We start from the raw sequence: 15268 nt of genomic DNA, 5'->3' as shown, positions 1-15268 counted from the left end.
CGAAGGGCCTCTGCCTTGCCGCTGCACTCCGGCGCGGCCGCCCGGAGGAGTCGCCACTGCGCACGCATCGCACACGAGTCGGGGCCCTTCGAAGTCGCGGGAGGCGCACTGCGGAGGGAGAAGCTGCGGAGGGAGAAGCTGCGGAGGGAGAAGCTGCGGAGGGAGACAGGGACCATGAGCGGACTCCTGGGCCGAGGAGAAAGAGGACGGAACCGAGCAACATGATTGCACCGTCTTGCATTCGTAACAAGACGATCATCCGTACAGCTCCTTACGCACTCGCGCGCATTCGCATGGCGCCTGTCCTGCGAGACGCGAGGAGCGCACCCACCGCCCCGAGCCGGCCGGCTGCTTTGAACCGGCCGGCCTGCGACTCCTCACTCAATCGCTGTTGCCGCCCTCGTCACCGCCGTCGTTATCTCCCCCGTTGTCATAGCCTCCGTTGTCATAGCCGTTGCCGCCGTCATCACCGTCATCGCCGCCGTTGCCGTAACCGTCGTTTCCGCCATCGCCGTCGCTATCGGTCCCGGGACCCTCATTACCGTTGTTGGAGCCGGGGGCGCTATCACCACTGCTGCCGTCGCTCACCCCGAGGGTGCGCAGCAGGTCGTCGCGCCAACTGACGTCGATACCCACGTTCTCGACCTGGTCGATGAGGCCCTTGAGGTCCTTGAGCTGCGACACATCAATCTTCCCCTTCCACTGCGAGGCATCGGCGAGGGTCTGATCCTTCAGCTGAGTACCGCCGTAGTAGGCCGCTCCAGCCGTCGCGGCCAGGGGCAGCACCAGGGTGCCGAGCAGCAGCATGATGGCCGCGGTCTTGGGGCGAGCCCGGCTGCACGCGACGAGAGCCGCGATGAATGCGAAGAAGGCCAGCAGTGCCCCGACCCCGACGGCGATCGCCGCGGGCCAGTTGATGGGCGAGGCGTTGTTGAGGACGACGTCGAAGACGTGGAGCGAGACCAGCAGCGTGTAGACGCCCCAGCCCAACAGCACGACCGAGGCCACCAGCAGGAAGGTACCGATCGGCAAGGCCGCCGTACGCTGCCTGATCGACCGGTTCGGCGGCAGCACCTCGGGCTGGGGCTGCGGCGCGGGCTGCGGCTGAGCGGCCGGCTGGGGCTGCGGCGCGGGCTGGGGCTGCGGCTGCACTGCCGGACCGCTCCACTGCGCGGTCGCCGCGGGAGCCTGAACCGTCGGCTCCGGAGCATAGGAGGGAACGGCGGTCGTGGGCTGGCTGTCAGCCCATTCATCGGCCTGCGCCCATTGATCCGACCCTGCGGGCATCACAGAGGTGGCGGCCTGCTCGTCCGCCCAGCCGGCGGGGAGGGCCTGTGTCGCCGACGAGTCGCCCGGCGCTTCGGAAGAACTGGAAGAACTATCAGGGTGCTTCAGAATGCTGATGCGCTCCGTGGGGCGCGGCGTGGCGGTCTCAGGCTTGTACGAACGCGGTTCGGGCGGGGTGGAGGCAGACACGGTGAGCGCTCCTGTCACGGGTAGGCATGCGGTCGCCATGAGGCTACGCCTCCAGCTTGTGAACGTCACCGAGGTGCGTCCCACCCGCGGGCCCGGCCAGCGATCGGGGATAGTGAAGCGATCTGTACGGGTCCGCACGGGATTCCGGGGGCCGGAGTCCCATGCGGATGCTCAAGAACGGCCGGCTCGAGGGACCCGCCACATGCGACGGCGGCCGGCCACCCCAGATGGATGGCCGGCCGCCGTGCAGACCCGGTATGCGGGTCGAGATTCAGACGGGGCGCAGAGCTGCTCAGAACTGGTAGTCCTCGCTCGAGGAGAATCCAGTGCGGAAGTCGTCGGAGAAGTCGGCGCTGAAGTTTCCGCCGAAGGAGAAGTCGTCCAGCGCCACGGCCTCGCCGACACCCAGCATGTCCTCGGTGAGACCGGTCCGGGAGAAGACCTCGGCCTTGACCTCCTCGGTGGGCTCGACCTCGATGTCCGAGTAGCGGTTCAAGCCCGTGCCCGCGGGGATGAGCTTACCGAGAATGACGTTCTCCTTCAGACCCAGAAGCGGGTCGGACTTGCCGTTCATGGCGGCCTCGGTGAGCACGCGCGTGGTCTCCTGGAAGGAGGCGGCGCTCAGCCAGGAGTCCGTGGCCAGGGAGGCCTTGGTGATCCCCATGAGCTCGGTGCGCCCGGAGGCGGGCTTGCCGCCCTCGGCCACGACGCGACGGTTCTCGGCGCGGAAGTGCATGACATCAACCAGGTCCCCCTGGAGCAGGTTGGTGTCCCCGGCCTCCAGTACGGTGACGCGACGCAGCATCTGGCGCACGATGACCTCGATGTGCTTGGAGTGGATGTCCACGCCCTGGGAGCGGTAGACGTCCTGCACCTCATCCACCAGGTGGCGCTGGGTGGCGCCCACGGAGCGCAGACGCAGAACCTTCTTGGGGTCGACCGGCCCCTCGGTGAGGGCGTCGCCCGGCTCCACGTGATCGCCGTCGGTCACCAGCAGGCGCTGACGACGCGACACCGGGACCAGCAGGTCCTCCTCGCCGTCGTCGCGAGTGATGATCAGGCGCTTGCCATCGGCGTCGTCCTCGATCTTGAGGGTGCCCGCGGCCTCGGCCACGGCCGCCTCGCCCTTGGGTGTACGGGCCTCGAAGAGCTCCTGGACGCGAGGCAGCCCCTGAGTGATGTCAGCGGCGCCCGCCGCACCACCGGTGTGGAAGGTGCGCATCGTCAGCTGCGTGCCGGGCTCGCCGATGGACTGGGCGGCGATGATGCCGACGGCCTCGCCGATATCGACGCGCTTGCCGGTCGCCAGTGAACGCCCGTAGCAGGCGGCGCAGGTGCCGACGGCGGAGTCGCAGGTCAGCACCGAGCGGCACACGACCTCCTCGATCCCGGCATCAATGGCCTTGGAGACAACGGCCTCGCTCAGATCGGTTCCCGCGGGGATGACGACATTGCCCTCGGCATCAACGGCGTCGCGGGCCAGCGTCGTGCCGTAGACGGTGGTCTCCAGGATGTCGGAGACCTCCCTGATGCGCTCGTCGCCCTCCTCCTTCCAGGTCACCAGCCGCTTGGTCAGCCCCTTGCGGGTGCCGCAGTCGTCCTCACGGACGATGACGTCCTGGGAGACGTCCACCAGTCGGCGCGTCAGGTAGCCGGAGTCGGCGGTGCGCAGCGCCGTGTCCGCCAGGCCCTTGCGGGCTCCGTGCGTGGCGATGAAGTACTCCAGAACGCTCAGGCCCTCCCGGTAGTTGGACTTGATCGGGCGCTCGATGAGGCGCTGCCTGGGGTCGGCCACGAGGCCGCGCATACCGGCGAGCTGACGGATCTGGTCCCAGTTGCCGCGGCCCCCGGAGGCCACCATCTGGAAAACGGTGTTGCGCTCGGGGAAGTTCTCGCGCATCGCCTCGGCGACCTCGGCGGTCGCCTGGGTCCAGATGCTGATGAGGGACTTGTAGCGGTCCTCATCGGTCAGGGCGCCGAAGCTGTGCTGCTCCTCGATCTCGGCGGCCTCGGCCTCGTAGCGGGCGAGGATCTCGGGCTTGGAGGGCGGGGAGACGACGTCGGCGAAGGCCACGGTGATGCCGGACCAGGTGGACCAGTAGAAGCCGTTGGCCTTGAGGGCGTCCAGCGAAGCGGCCACCTCGACGCGGGAGTAGTTCTCGGCCAGGGCATTGACGATATTGCCCAGCTGCTTCTTATCCACCACGTAGTTGACGTAGGGGAAGGAGTCGGGCAGCGCCGTGTTGAACAGGGCCCGGCCCAGCGAGGTGCGCAGGGTGATCGGGTCGCCCTCGCTCCAGTCCTCGGGGGCCTGCCAGCCCTTGGGCGCCACGATGCCCTCCTCGAAGCGGATGTCACAGGCGGCGTTGACGTGAAGCTTGCCGAAGTCGTAGGCCATGACCGCCTCCGCGAAGGAGGAGAAGGACGGGACGATCTCGTTGCCCTCGGCATCGCGCTCGACCTCGACGGCCGGATCCGGCTCGCTGGTGAGGTAGTAGGTGCCGATGATCATGTCCTGGCTGGGCATGGTCACCGGGCGCCCGTCGGAGGGCTTGAGGATGTTGTTGCTCGACAGCATGAGGATGCGGGCCTCGGCCTGCGCCTCCGCGCCCAGCGGCAGGTGGACCGCCATCTGGTCGCCGTCGAAGTCGGCGTTGAAGGCGCCGCACACCAGCGGGTGGAGCTGGATGGCCTTGCCCTCGATGAGCTGGGGCTCGAAGGCCTGGATGCCCAGGCGGTGCAGCGTGGGGGCGCGGTTGAGCAGCACGGGGTGCTCGCCGATGACCTCGGCCAGCACGTCCCAGACCTTGGGGTTGGCGCGCTCCACCATGCGCTTGGCGGCCTTGACGTTCTGGGCCTCCTTGAGCTCCACGAGCCGCTTCATGACGAAGGGCTTGAACAGCTCCAGGGCCATCTGGCTGGGCAGGCCGCACTGGTGCAGCTTGAGCTGGGGGCCCACCACGATGACGGACCGGCCCGAGTAGTCCACGCGCTTGCCCAGGAGGTTCTGGCGGAAGCGGCCCTGCTTGCCCTTAAGCATGTCGGACAGGGACTTCAGCGGGCGGTTGCCCACACCGGTGACGGGGCGGCCACGGCGGCCGTTGTCGAACAGGGCGTCGACGGCGTCCTGGAGCATGCGCTTCTCGTTGTTGACGATGATCGTCGGAGCGCCCAGGTCCATCAGCCGCTTGAGGCGGTTGTTGCGATTGATGACGCGGCGGTAGAGGTCGTTCAGGTCCGAGGTGGCGAAGCGGCCGCCGTCGAGCTGGACCATGGGGCGCAGGTCCGGCGGGATAACCGGGATGTTGTCCAGGACCATCGACTCCGGAGCCGTGTCGGTCAGGCGGAAGGCGTTGATGACCTTCAGCCGCTTGATGGCGCGGGTCTTGCGCTGGCCGGTGCCGTTCGCCACGATCTCCGCCAGCGAGGCGGCCTCGGCGTCCAGGTCGAAGTTGCGCAGGCGGGCCTGAATGGCCTCTGCCCCCATGGCTCCCTTGAAGTAGATGCCGTAGTCGGCGACCATGTCGCGGTACAGCACCTCGTCGCCCTCCAGGTCGCCGACCTTGAGGCTGACGAAGCGGTCCCAGACCTTGTCCATGTGCTCCAGGGTGCGGGCGTTCTTCCTACGCAGAGCCGTCATCTCGCGCTCGGCCGTCTTGCGGGCCTTGTCGCGCTGGGACTGCTCGGCGCCCTCGGCCTCGAGCTGGGCGAGGTCGGCCTCGAGGCGCTGCTGGCGCGCCTCGACGTCGGCCAGTCCGGCCTCCTCGATGTGCTTCTTCTTGACCTCGAGCTCGTTGCGCAGGCTGGGGAGGTCGTCGTGGCGGCCCTCCTCATCGACTTCGGTGACCATGTAGGCGGCGAAGTAGATGACCTTCTCCAGGTCCTTGGGCGCGAGGTTGAGCAGGTAGCCCAGGCGTGAGGGGACGCCCTTGAAGTACCAGATGTGGGTCACGGGCGCGGCCAGCTTGATGTGGGCCATGCGCTCGCGGCGCACCTTGGAGCGGGTGACCTCCACACCGCAGCGCTCGCAGATGATGCCCTTGTAGCGCACGCGCTTGTACTTGCCGCAGGCGCACTCCCAGTCGCGAGTGGGTCCGAAGATCTTCTCGCAGAAGAGCCCGTCCTTCTCCGGCTTGAGAGTGCGGTAGTTGATGGTCTCGGGCTTCTTGACCTCGCCGTGCGACCAGGACTTGATGTCCTCGGCAGTGGCCAGGCCGAGCTGGATCCTGTCGAACACGTTTGCGTCGAGCACAGTTCCTACTTCCGATTAGGTGTTCAGCTCAAGAGTGTGGTGAGCGGGCGGCCGCGTCGTGTTCCACGACGGCGCGGGGCCCGGTGGCGGCCCGGGGGCTCGGCGTGAGCGGGAGTCGGCATGCGCCTGCGCGCCGCTCCCCCGCCCCGCGAGCCGGGGCCTGCGGCGGGTCAGATCTCATCGACCGTGGAGGCGGTGGCCCCGCCCGGCCGCCGGCCCAGATCGAAGCCGAGCTCCTCGGAGGCGCGGCGGGAGTCGTCATCGGTGTCGTCCAGCCCAATGACGCCGCCCTCGACGTCAAGGGCCTCGACGTTCAGGCACAGCGACTGCATCTCCTTCATGAGCACCTTGAAGGACTCGGGGATGCCGGGTTCGGGGATGTCCTCGCCCTTGACGATGGCCTCGTAGACCTTGACACGACCGTTGACGTCGTCGGACTTGACCGTGAGCAGCTCCTGGAGGGCGTGGGCGGCGCCGTAGGCCTCCATGGCCCACACCTCCATCTCGCCGAAGCGCTGGCCGCCGAACTGCGCCTTACCGCCCAGCGGCTGCTGGGTGATCATGGAGTACGGGCCGGTGGAGCGGGCGTGGATCTTGTCGTCCACGAGGTGGTGGAGCTTGAGGATGTACATGTAGCCGACCGAGACCGGGTACGGGAAGGGCTCGCCGGAGCGGCCGTCGAAGAGCTGAGCCTTGCCGTCGGGCTGAACGAGCTGGACGCCGTCGGGGCTGGGCAGCGTGGAGTCCAGCAATCCCATGAGCTCGTCGTCGCGCACGCCGTCGAAGACCGGGGTGGCCACCGGCGTGCGGGGCTCGGCGGTCACGCCGTTGTCCGGGAGGCGCTCGGCCCACTCCTCGCCGGCCTCACGGGCCGCGGAGGCGTTCCAGCCGTGCGAGGCCACCCATCCCAGGTGCAGCTCGAGAACCTGTCCGACATTCATGCGGCTGGGCACGCCCAGCGGGTTGAGGATGACGTCGACCGGGGTGCCGTCGGCCAGGAAGGGCATGTCCTCGACCGGGTTGATCTTGGAGATGACGCCCTTGTTGCCGTGACGGCCGGAGAGCTTGTCCCCCACCGTGATCTTGCGGCGCTGGGCGATGTAGACGCGCACCATGCGGTTGACGCCGGCGGGCATCTCGGCGTCCTCGGTGGAGGCGTCGAACTCGCGCACGCCGGTGACGATGCCGTACTCGCCGTGCGGCACGCGCAGGGAGGTGTCGCGGACCTCGCGGGCCTTCTCGCCGAAGATGGCTCGCAGCAGGCGCTCTTCGCTGGTCAGCTCGGTCTCCCCCTTCGGGGTGACCTTGCCCACCAGGATGTCGCCGCTGCGGACCTCGGCGCCGATGCGGATGATGCCGCGCTCGTCGAGGTTGGCCAGGGTCTCCTCACTGACATTGGGGATGTCCCGGGTGATCTCCTCGGCGCCCAGCTTGGTGTCGCGGGCGTCGACTTCGTGCTCCTCAATGTGGATCGAGGTGAGCAGGTCGTCGGAGACGACGCGCTGGGAGACGATGATGGCGTCCTCGTAGTTCAGTCCCTCCCAGGTCATGAAGGCGACCAGGAGGTTCTGCCCCAGGGCCAGGTCGCCGTCGGCGGTGGCGGGGCCGTCCGCGAGGACGGATCCGACCTCGACCCGCTCGCCCTCGGTGGCGACGACGCGCTGGTTGTAGCAGTTGCCCTGGTTGGAGCGGCGGAACTTCGCGACCTTGTAGACGGTCTCGGTGGCGTCGTCATTGGCCACGCGCACGAAGTCGGCGCAGACCTCGGTGACGACGCCCCCCTTGGAGGCCACGAGCACGTCGCCGGCGTCCACGGCGGTGCGGCGCTCCATGCCCGTGCCCACCAGCGGTGCGTCGGGGCGGATGAGCGGCACGGCCTGGCGCTGCATGTTGGCGCCCATGAGGGCGCGGTTGGCGTCGTCGTGCTCGAGGAAGGGGATGAGCGAGGTGCCCACCGACACCATCTGGCGCGGGGAGACGTCCATGAGGTCGACCTGGTCGGCCGCCACGAGCGCCGGCTCGCCGCCGGTGACCCGGCACAGGACGTGGTCCTCGGCGAAGTGGCCGTCGGGGGTGAGCTCGACGTTGGCCTGGGCGATGATGTGGCGGTCCTCGTCGTCGGCCGTCAGGTAGTGGGTCTCATCGGTGACCTGGCCATCGATGACGACGCGGTAGGGCGTCTCGATGAAGCCGAAGGGGTTGATGCGGGCGAAGGTGGCCAGCGAGCCGATGAGGCCGATGTTCGGACCCTCCGGGGACTCGATGGGGCACATGCGGCCGTAGTGGGAGGTGTGGACGTCGCGGACCTCCATGGAGGCGCGCTCGCGCGACAGACCGCCGGGGCCCAGCGCGGACAGGCGGCGCTTGTGGGTCAGACCGGCCAGCGGGTTGTTCTGGTCCATGAACTGGGACAGCTGGGAGGTTCCGAAGAACTCCTTGATCGCCGCGGTCACGGGCCGGATGTTGATCAGGGTGTTGGGCGTGATCGCCTCGACGTCCTGAGTGGTCATGCGCTCGCGCACCTGACGCTCCATGCGGCTCATGCCGGTGCGCACCTGGGACTGGATGAGCTCGCCCACGGCGCGGATGCGGCGGTTGCCGAGGTGGTCGATATCGTCGTACTCGACCACGATGTCGACGATCTCGCCATCGCGCACGCCCTCGACGGTCTCGGCGCCGGCGTGCAGGGCCAGGAGGTACTTGATGGCGGCGATGATGTCCTCGATGCGCAGGACGGAGTCGGTCAGGTCTCCGGCCAGGCCGAGCTTCTTGTTGATCTTGTAGCGACCGACCTTGGCCAGGTCGTAGCGCTTGGCGTTGAAGTAGAAGTTCTCCAGCAGGGTGCGGCCGGCCTCGACGCTCGGCGGCTCGCCCGGGCGGATCTTCTTGTAGATGTCCAGGAGGGCGTCGTCCTGGGTGGTGACCTTGCGGTCCTCGTCCAGGGCGGAGGTCAGGGCCGGGTAGTCCTTGAACTCCTCGCGGATCTCGGCCTCATCCAGGCCCAGGGCGAGCAGGAAGACGGTGATGTCCTGCTTGCGCTTGCGGTCCACGCGCACGGCCACGTGATCGTTCTTGTCGATCTCGAACTCGAGCCAGGCGCCGCGCGAGGGGATGAACTTGACGTTGTAGACGTACTTGTCCGTGGCCTTCTCAGTGGTGCGCTCGAAGTAGACGCCCGGGGAGCGCACGAGCTGGGAGACGACGACGCGCTCGGAGCCGTTGACGATGAAGGTGCCCTTGTCCGTCATGAGCGGGAAGTCGCCCATGAAGACGGTCTGCGACTTGATCTCACCGGTGGAGAAGTTCTCGAAGTCCGCCACCACGTAGAGGGGGGCGGAGTAGGTGAGGTCCTTCTCCTGGCACTCCTCGGCGGTGTACTTGGGCTCCTCGAAGCGGTGGTCGTGGAAGGACAGCGCCATGGTCTCGCCGAAGTCCTCGATCGGCGAGATCTCGTCGAAGATCTCCTCCAGACCGGAGGTCTCGGGCAGGGAGCCCGGGCGCTTGGCGTTGGCGGCGTCCACGCGCGCACGCCACTTCTCGTTGCCGACGAGCCAGTCGAAGCTCTCGGTCTGAAGGGCGAGAAGGTTGGGAGCCTGCATGGGCTCGGCGATCTTCGCAAAATTGATACGACGCGACGCGGTACGCGCGGCGATGTCAGCGGCGGTAGGTGCAGAGGTGCGCGAGGCAGCCAAAGGGGATCCTTCCCTCATCTCGGGGATCACTCTGCGTCCGGGGCGGTACATGCGATAACGACTTTACGTTGAGAATCCAGCGATAAGTGCTTGATACCCGACAGCTTGACCGAAGGCAGTACACACAATGGACGCAAAGCGCTAGCGTACACGCCACGTACACCATGGGCTATGCCCAAAGGGACAATGGCCCTTGCGATTCGCGCCACAGCCGCGCATACTGCCCCGTCCCCCACCCGGCTCTCGCCCGGCTCCTGCTCGGCTCCTGCTCGACTCTTGCTCGGCTCCTGCCCGCAGAGAGGGGCGTTCTGTCCTGACGGTCCCCGATCTCCCACCGCCTGGACGCCCTCCGCCTGCAGGGGGCGTTCCCATACCGGCATCGCTCACGCCCCTGCTGCAGGGGCGCCCCGCCCGTAGAGGGAATCGTTCGGCACTGCCTTCTCTGTGTTCCCTGTGTTCTCTTGTCACTCTCTGCCACTGGCGCTCAGGTGCGTAGGGCCCGCCAGACGGGGAGCGGTGCTGTACGGGTCGGCGTCGAACCTCAGCCCCGTTGTAGGGCCCGCCAGACGGGGAACGGCGTGCGGCACGACGTCGGGCGGAGCGCTCGAGCCGGGCTGTAGGCGGACTGCGCATTGCCGTCAACGGCGGTTTGCAGCGTCAACGGCGGTTTCTCTCATCCTTCTGAGGGCAGAGTCGCGAAGGATGGGAGAAACCGCCGTTGACGCTGCGAAGGTGCGTTCACGCTCCCCGCGCTCCTCGGACGCACGACCGCGCAGTGCCGAAGTATCAACCTGCCCGGTCGAACTCGTCCGGACCCCGCGCTCCCGAGCGCCCGAGTACGGCAGTCCTCTCCGCGCCGGGCCTCGACGATCTCCCGACGATACGTACAGAACTTCCAGAACTTCACTGTGTTCCGACCTCAGAGCCTCATGGCATCAAGAGAGTTTCAGACCCGGATCCCCACAGCCCGGCTCCCTGCAGATCCGGAACCGGCTTGAGATGGGCGACCACCTCTCCGGGGAACAGCGCGAGGAGCCGATCGGCCGCCTGACGCATCTCGCGCAAGTCCTCCCACGTAACGCGCAGGAAGATCCATCCCTGCGCTTGGATGTCGTCCTGACGGAGCTTCTCGGTGAAAACATCGTCCTCGGTCTTGTACTTGAAACGGCCGTCAAACTCCACAGCAATGCGGAACCGGGGCCAGCACAGGTCGATGAAGCGCTCACCCGCGCGGGTATCGACCCGGTGTTGAAGAGCCGGCTCAGGCAGCCCCAGGACAAGAACCATCCAGCGCAGCACACTCTCCCCCGGCAGGACCGCCCAAGGACTGGCCGCCGCCAGTACTGCCCGGGCCTGCGCTATCCCCTTACGACCCCGATATCGCGATGCGAGCCCGTCCCAGTACGCCCTGGCCTCATTCTCTCTGCCCCTGCAAGACTCACGGTTCCACGGATCCGGTCGGCAGTACTGGCGCAGGGCGGAGTCCGCGATCGACAAGGCATTGAATGGGGGCTCATCGCAAGCGCAATCGAAAGCTGTACGCAGCGCATGAGTGACGGGCACGCCTCCCACGATCCGGATCTCGTCATCGGCGAGATCGAGACGACGTCGTCGCAGCATTACCCGCCGATCATCTGGTTCGACACGATCGATCGGCTTCGGCACTCCGGAGACGGGGAAGCGGAACAGAGGAAGCCGCATGGTCGTCATACGCGGGTTGCTGGGAACGGCGATGTAGACATCAGGTTCATGGGTCCACATGGCGAGCCCCTGGACCAGAGCGGCGGAGGTGTGCGTGAGACATCTGGCCGAGGGCAACAGCTGCAGTGCCGCTATGGCGCGCGCCAGGGAGACCGTGAAACGCTGCTCCCAACACATCAGGTTGCGCTCCGGCTTGAGGTAGGCCCCGCGCATGAGACGGAGAAGTCCGTGTGCACGTGAACGATCGAAGCCCCTACGGTCGCGCGAGTAGATGATGGTGGGGCGAAGACGAGGTTGGATGGGGCAGACGCCGGCATGCTTCATAAGGCGAGTCTTCTGTGGTGGAACCATGGCATGCGAGAGGCGTCGTGCCGCCTGTGGACGGCCGACGCTCCGACCATCCCTGTGGAGCCCGGCAGCTCCAGAACCACCAGCGAAATACCGCTGAAGGTAAAGCCGGGAGTAACTGGGAGTAACCGGGAGTAACACTGAAGGGCAACACTGAAGCAAGACGACGCCCCGAGCCGACGGCGGTTCGTCGCACCAACGGATCTTTCTCCCATCCTTCTGAGGGCAGAGTCGCGAAAGATGGGAGAAACCGCCGTTGACGAGGCAAAACGCCGTCCATTTTTCGCCCCGCCCCCCATGCCGTGGGCCGACCGCCGGAAGAACCATCGCCGTCGGACACACGTCGGGCCCCGTCCACATCATGCGGACGGGGCCCGGTCGGTGTCGTAGCCCCCGGCTATCAAACGGCTCGGACGGCTACGGGGCTGAGCTCATTGCTCACTCAGCCCAATTCACTCGACTCACTTGAGGGTGACGGTGGCGCCGGCGCCCTCGAGCTGGGTCTTGGCCTTCTCGGCGGCCTCCTTGTTGGCGCCCTCGAGGACGGCCTTGGGGGCGCCGTCGACGAGCTCCTTGGCCTCCTTCAGACCGAGGGAGGTCAGGGCGCGCACCTCCTTGATGACCTGGATCTTCTTGTCGCCGGCGGCCTCGAGGATGACGTCGAACTCGTCCTTCTCCTCCTCGGCGGCGGCCTCACCGGCCGCGCCCGGAGCCGCGGCGACCACGGCGGCGGCCGGAGCCGCGGCGGTGACGTCGAAGGTCTCCTCAAAGGCCTTGACGAACTCGGACAGCTCGATGAGAGTCAGCTCCTTGAAGGCATCAATGAGCTCCTCGGTGGTCAGCTTCGCCATAGTGGGCGTTCCTTCCTGAAAAACGGGTCCTGCACTGTCGTGTCAGCTCTTGTCAGCACAGGGTCTGTATGTCTGTGTGGTTGTGGGTGACGCGCGCAGCCTCAGGCCGCGGTCTCCTGCTTCTCGCGCAGGGCGTCGACAGTGCGGACCGCCTTGGAGGCGGGCGCAGCGAAGAGGTACGCGGCCTTGGACAGCGACGCCTTGACGGCGCCCGCAGCCTTGGCGAGCAGCACCTCGCGGGACTCGAGCGAAGCGAGCCTGTCGACATCAGCGGCGTCCATGACGTTGCCGTCCATGACTCCGCCCTTGACGACGAGGTTCTTGTTCTCCTTGGCGAAGTCACGCAGCGCCTTGGCGGCCTCGACCGGCTCACCGGTGACGAAGGTCAGGGCCGTGGGGCCCGTGAGGTCGTCCGCGAGCGCCTCGAGCCCGACCTGTCGTGCGGCGATCGCGGCCAGCGTGTTCTTCACCACGGCGTACTCGGCATTACCGGCGAGGGAACGACGCAGCGTCCTGAGATCGGCAACGCTCAGCCCGCGGTACTCGGTCAGCAGAACAGCGCCGCTGGAGCGGAACTTATCCGCCAGCTCGGCAACAGCCGCTTCCTTGTCAGGCCGTGCCATGGGCCCTCCTTCCGTGGTCTGCCGCAGGCATCCGGCGCCCTCATCGAAAAAGCCCCGTGCCGGTGGGCACGGGGCGCACTTCTGTACACGGAGCACTGGAGCGGACTCGCTTCTCACCTGCGCGGGCTCCGGCGACTCTGCGACGTCGGACTTGGCCCCACCGGAGTGGGAGACCTGCGGTCTTTGGCGGACCACACCATACAGGTTCGCGGGGACCTCGGCGCAACCGAGCCCGGCCTCGAGAAGCGGTGCGTTTGATCACGCGCGCCCTTGGTGAGGCCGGATTCGTCTCTCTGGACCGATCTCGGTGCGGGTTGCGACCGATCTCGATGCGGAGTACGACCGATCTCGACGCGGAAGCGGACCGATCTCGACGCGGAACTCGACCGATCTCGGCGATGGACGGCTGCCCGGCTCCCCATGCCCCCCCCCATGCCCCAGCGCCCCACGACGAGAGGGCGATCGCCCCTGCCCCGCCCCGCACCCTTGTCCTTACCATCCAAATATGACTGTCACGACGCCAATCTGGTCGACGACGCCAGTCGAGGCGCTCCCCCGCCTCGCCGTCGACGGGAGGGACACCGGCCTGCCGCTGTGGACCGCTCGCACCCGCCGGGAGCGCAACAAGGGGCTGCTCGGCACCGACGGCATCGACGGCGCCCTGTGGATCACTCGCTGCAACTGGGTGCACTGCCTGGGCATGCGGCACACGATCGACGTCGTCTACCTGACCCGCCGCGACAAGGTCGCGGCCGTGAAACCCCTGCGCCCCGGTCGCATCGGGATGCCGAACCTGCGCGCCGCCGCCGTGCTCGAGATGGCTCGGGGCGAAGCCGCTCGGCTGGGCATCCGCCCGGGTAGCACCCTGTCCGCACTTTCAACCCCGACCACCGCACCTGCTTGCAACCCTGACCAGGCAGCCGATGATGCCAATGCCGTCGACTCCGACGACCGCGCCATGAATACGACCGTCTGAGAGGTGTCCCCCAATGTCGTTGTTCCACCCCTGGGCTCTGGCAGCCGTGGCCGCATGCTCGGTGGCGCTCGTGGCCGGCCCCGTCTCGGCGTGGACACGGCGTTACGTCCGCCAGCCGCTCAGGGACTACAACGACGACAGCGTCGATAGCGACACCAGTGACGATGCCGGCCGCGAGGACGACCAGGCGCACGCCGGCGACGACATCATCAGCGCCTCGTACACCTCAGAGGCCGAGGCCGATGACGTCACTGCCGGTACTGCCAGCATTATCGACGCTGGAACCTCCCGCGCCATCGCTGTAGGCACCCGGACACGACAGACACGACGCGGCCAGGACCAGAGGCCGTCCCCGGCCACGCAATCGACATACCCGACATACCCGACGTTACGACGCCCCGCTCTCCTGGCCGTCATCCCGCAGAGCCTGCTCGCGCTTGCGCTCTGCGGTTTCTGCGTGTGGTGGGGGATGACGGTGAACGCCTTGGGTGCAACGCTCGTCGCCGTACCCGTCTACGCCATGCTGGGCAGCGCCGCCAGCGTCGACGCCGTCTCGCACCTCCTGCCCAACCGGCTGCTGGGGACGACGGCGATCTGGCTGGCGGCCTGCGGCGCCGTGGCCGTCCTCGTGAATCCCGGGAGTATTCGGGACGCATTCCGAGCGGTGCTGTGCGCACTCGCGGTTGGAGCGATCGGCCTACTGCTCGCCTTCATCGGATCCGGCCTGGGGCTGGGCGACGTCAAACTCGGCGCACTCATCGGCCTCTGGCTGGGCTGGCACGGAGCACCAATACTTGTTGCAAGTCTATGCACGGGAATTATTCTCGGCGGGCTCGCCGCAATCCTCATGCTCCTCACCCGCCGAGCCGGTCGGAAGAGCTCCATCGCATACGGTCCGTACCTCATTGCGGGCGCCCTGATGGGCTGGCCCCTGGCTGTCGTCTCATAGGACGGCACAAACACCCTGATAGAGCCTATTCGCCACGATATCTGAACCCTATTCAAATCCTCAGAACCCCTTAAATCGGCCAGTTCTCCACCTTTAACGGGTACACCTCTGACGCCTATTCACAACCGCCTGCACGCCAATAGGAGCTCAGAGCTCAGCCCACATCTTGAATTGAACTCGAAGGCATCACGGGGAGCCTTACCCATGGCGCCGAAAAAGCGCTCCTCATAGTGTTCGATATAAATTTAGTTGCCCCATCCGTTCACCGCAGAGCGCAACTAGATCACCGATCTTCTTTCACTTCGAACACTTGGAGGTCCATGGCGAAAATACAGCCGAAATCGACACGACCATGTGAGTACGCGGTATATCGCAATCGCTTGTCACTACATGCTGTGAC

8 protein-coding genes are annotated in these 15268 nt (G+C 66.9%); 2 read left to right on the top strand and 6 right to left on the bottom strand.

Annotated features, from left to right (window positions below; all coding sequences use genetic code 11):
* Window positions 1-381: 381 nt before the first annotated feature.
* From W5W_RS0105820 to rplJ, 6 genes are all read right to left on the bottom strand, one after another.
* On the bottom strand, window positions 382-1476 hold the full coding sequence (locus W5W_RS0105820; protein ID WP_017194720.1) for a hypothetical protein: 1095 nt from the start codon (window positions 1474-1476) through the stop codon (window positions 382-384).
* 292 nt (window positions 1477-1768) lie between these two features.
* Window positions 1769-5728, bottom strand: a complete 3960-nt coding sequence (locus W5W_RS0105815; protein ID WP_017194719.1) for a DNA-directed RNA polymerase subunit beta' — start codon at window positions 5726-5728, stop codon at window positions 1769-1771.
* Between the two features lie 170 nt (window positions 5729-5898).
* A complete protein-coding gene (rpoB, locus tag W5W_RS0105810) occupies window positions 5899-9420 on the bottom strand; it encodes a DNA-directed RNA polymerase subunit beta (RefSeq protein ID WP_017194718.1) in 3522 nt (1173 codons plus the stop codon).
* A 927-nt stretch (window positions 9421-10347) separates the two neighbouring features.
* Complete coding sequence (locus tag W5W_RS0105805; RefSeq protein WP_238533267.1) at window positions 10348-11334, bottom strand: hypothetical protein; 987 nt, start codon at window positions 11332-11334, stop codon at window positions 10348-10350.
* 596 nt (window positions 11335-11930) lie between these two features.
* Window positions 11931-12320 carry a 50S ribosomal protein L7/L12 gene (gene rplL, locus W5W_RS0105800; protein WP_008733203.1) on the bottom strand — a complete coding sequence of 130 codons (390 nt, stop codon included), beginning with the start codon at window positions 12318-12320 and terminating at the stop codon, window positions 11931-11933.
* A gap of 101 nt (window positions 12321-12421) precedes the next feature.
* Window positions 12422-12943 carry a 50S ribosomal protein L10 gene (rplJ, locus tag W5W_RS0105795; protein ID WP_008733214.1) on the bottom strand — a complete coding sequence of 174 codons (522 nt, stop codon included), beginning with the start codon at window positions 12941-12943 and terminating at the stop codon, window positions 12422-12424.
* Window positions 12944-13448: 505 nt separating this feature from the next.
* On the opposite strand from rplJ, the gene W5W_RS0105790 reads away from it, so the two are divergent.
* On the top strand, window positions 13449-13919 hold the full coding sequence (locus W5W_RS0105790) for a DUF192 domain-containing protein (RefSeq protein WP_017194716.1): 471 nt from the start codon (window positions 13449-13451) through the stop codon (window positions 13917-13919).
* Window positions 13920-13932: 13 nt separating this feature from the next.
* Window positions 13933-14868, top strand: coding sequence for a prepilin peptidase (locus W5W_RS14720; protein WP_017194715.1), 936 nt, complete (start codon window positions 13933-13935; stop codon window positions 14866-14868).
* Window positions 14869-15268 lie beyond the last annotated feature (400 nt).

The sequence above is a fragment of the Actinomyces massiliensis 4401292 genome (genome assembly GCF_000269805.1).
Classification (GTDB): Bacteria; Actinomycetota; Actinomycetes; order Actinomycetales; family Actinomycetaceae; genus Actinomyces; species Actinomyces massiliensis.
The sequence above is the reverse complement of the archived record's forward strand: the minus strand, read 5'-3'. Positions and strand labels throughout refer to the sequence as shown.

Excerpts from the sequence above, each read along its gene's own strand:
- rplL (WP_008733203.1), bottom strand. The coding sequence starts at position 12,320 with ATGGCGAAGCTGACCACCGAGGAGCTCATTGATGCCTTCAAGGAGCTG.
- W5W_RS14720 (WP_017194715.1), top strand. The coding sequence starts at position 13,933 with ATGTCGTTGTTCCACCCCTGGGCTCTGGCAGCCGTGGCCGCATGCTCG.
- W5W_RS0105805 (WP_238533267.1), bottom strand. The coding sequence starts at position 11,334 with ATGCGCGGGGCCTACCTCAAGCCGGAGCGCAACCTGATGTGTTGGGAG.
- W5W_RS0105790 (WP_017194716.1), top strand. The coding sequence starts at position 13,449 with ATGACTGTCACGACGCCAATCTGGTCGACGACGCCAGTCGAGGCGCTC.
- rplJ (WP_008733214.1), bottom strand. The coding sequence starts at position 12,943 with ATGGCACGGCCTGACAAGGAAGCGGCTGTTGCCGAGCTGGCGGATAAG.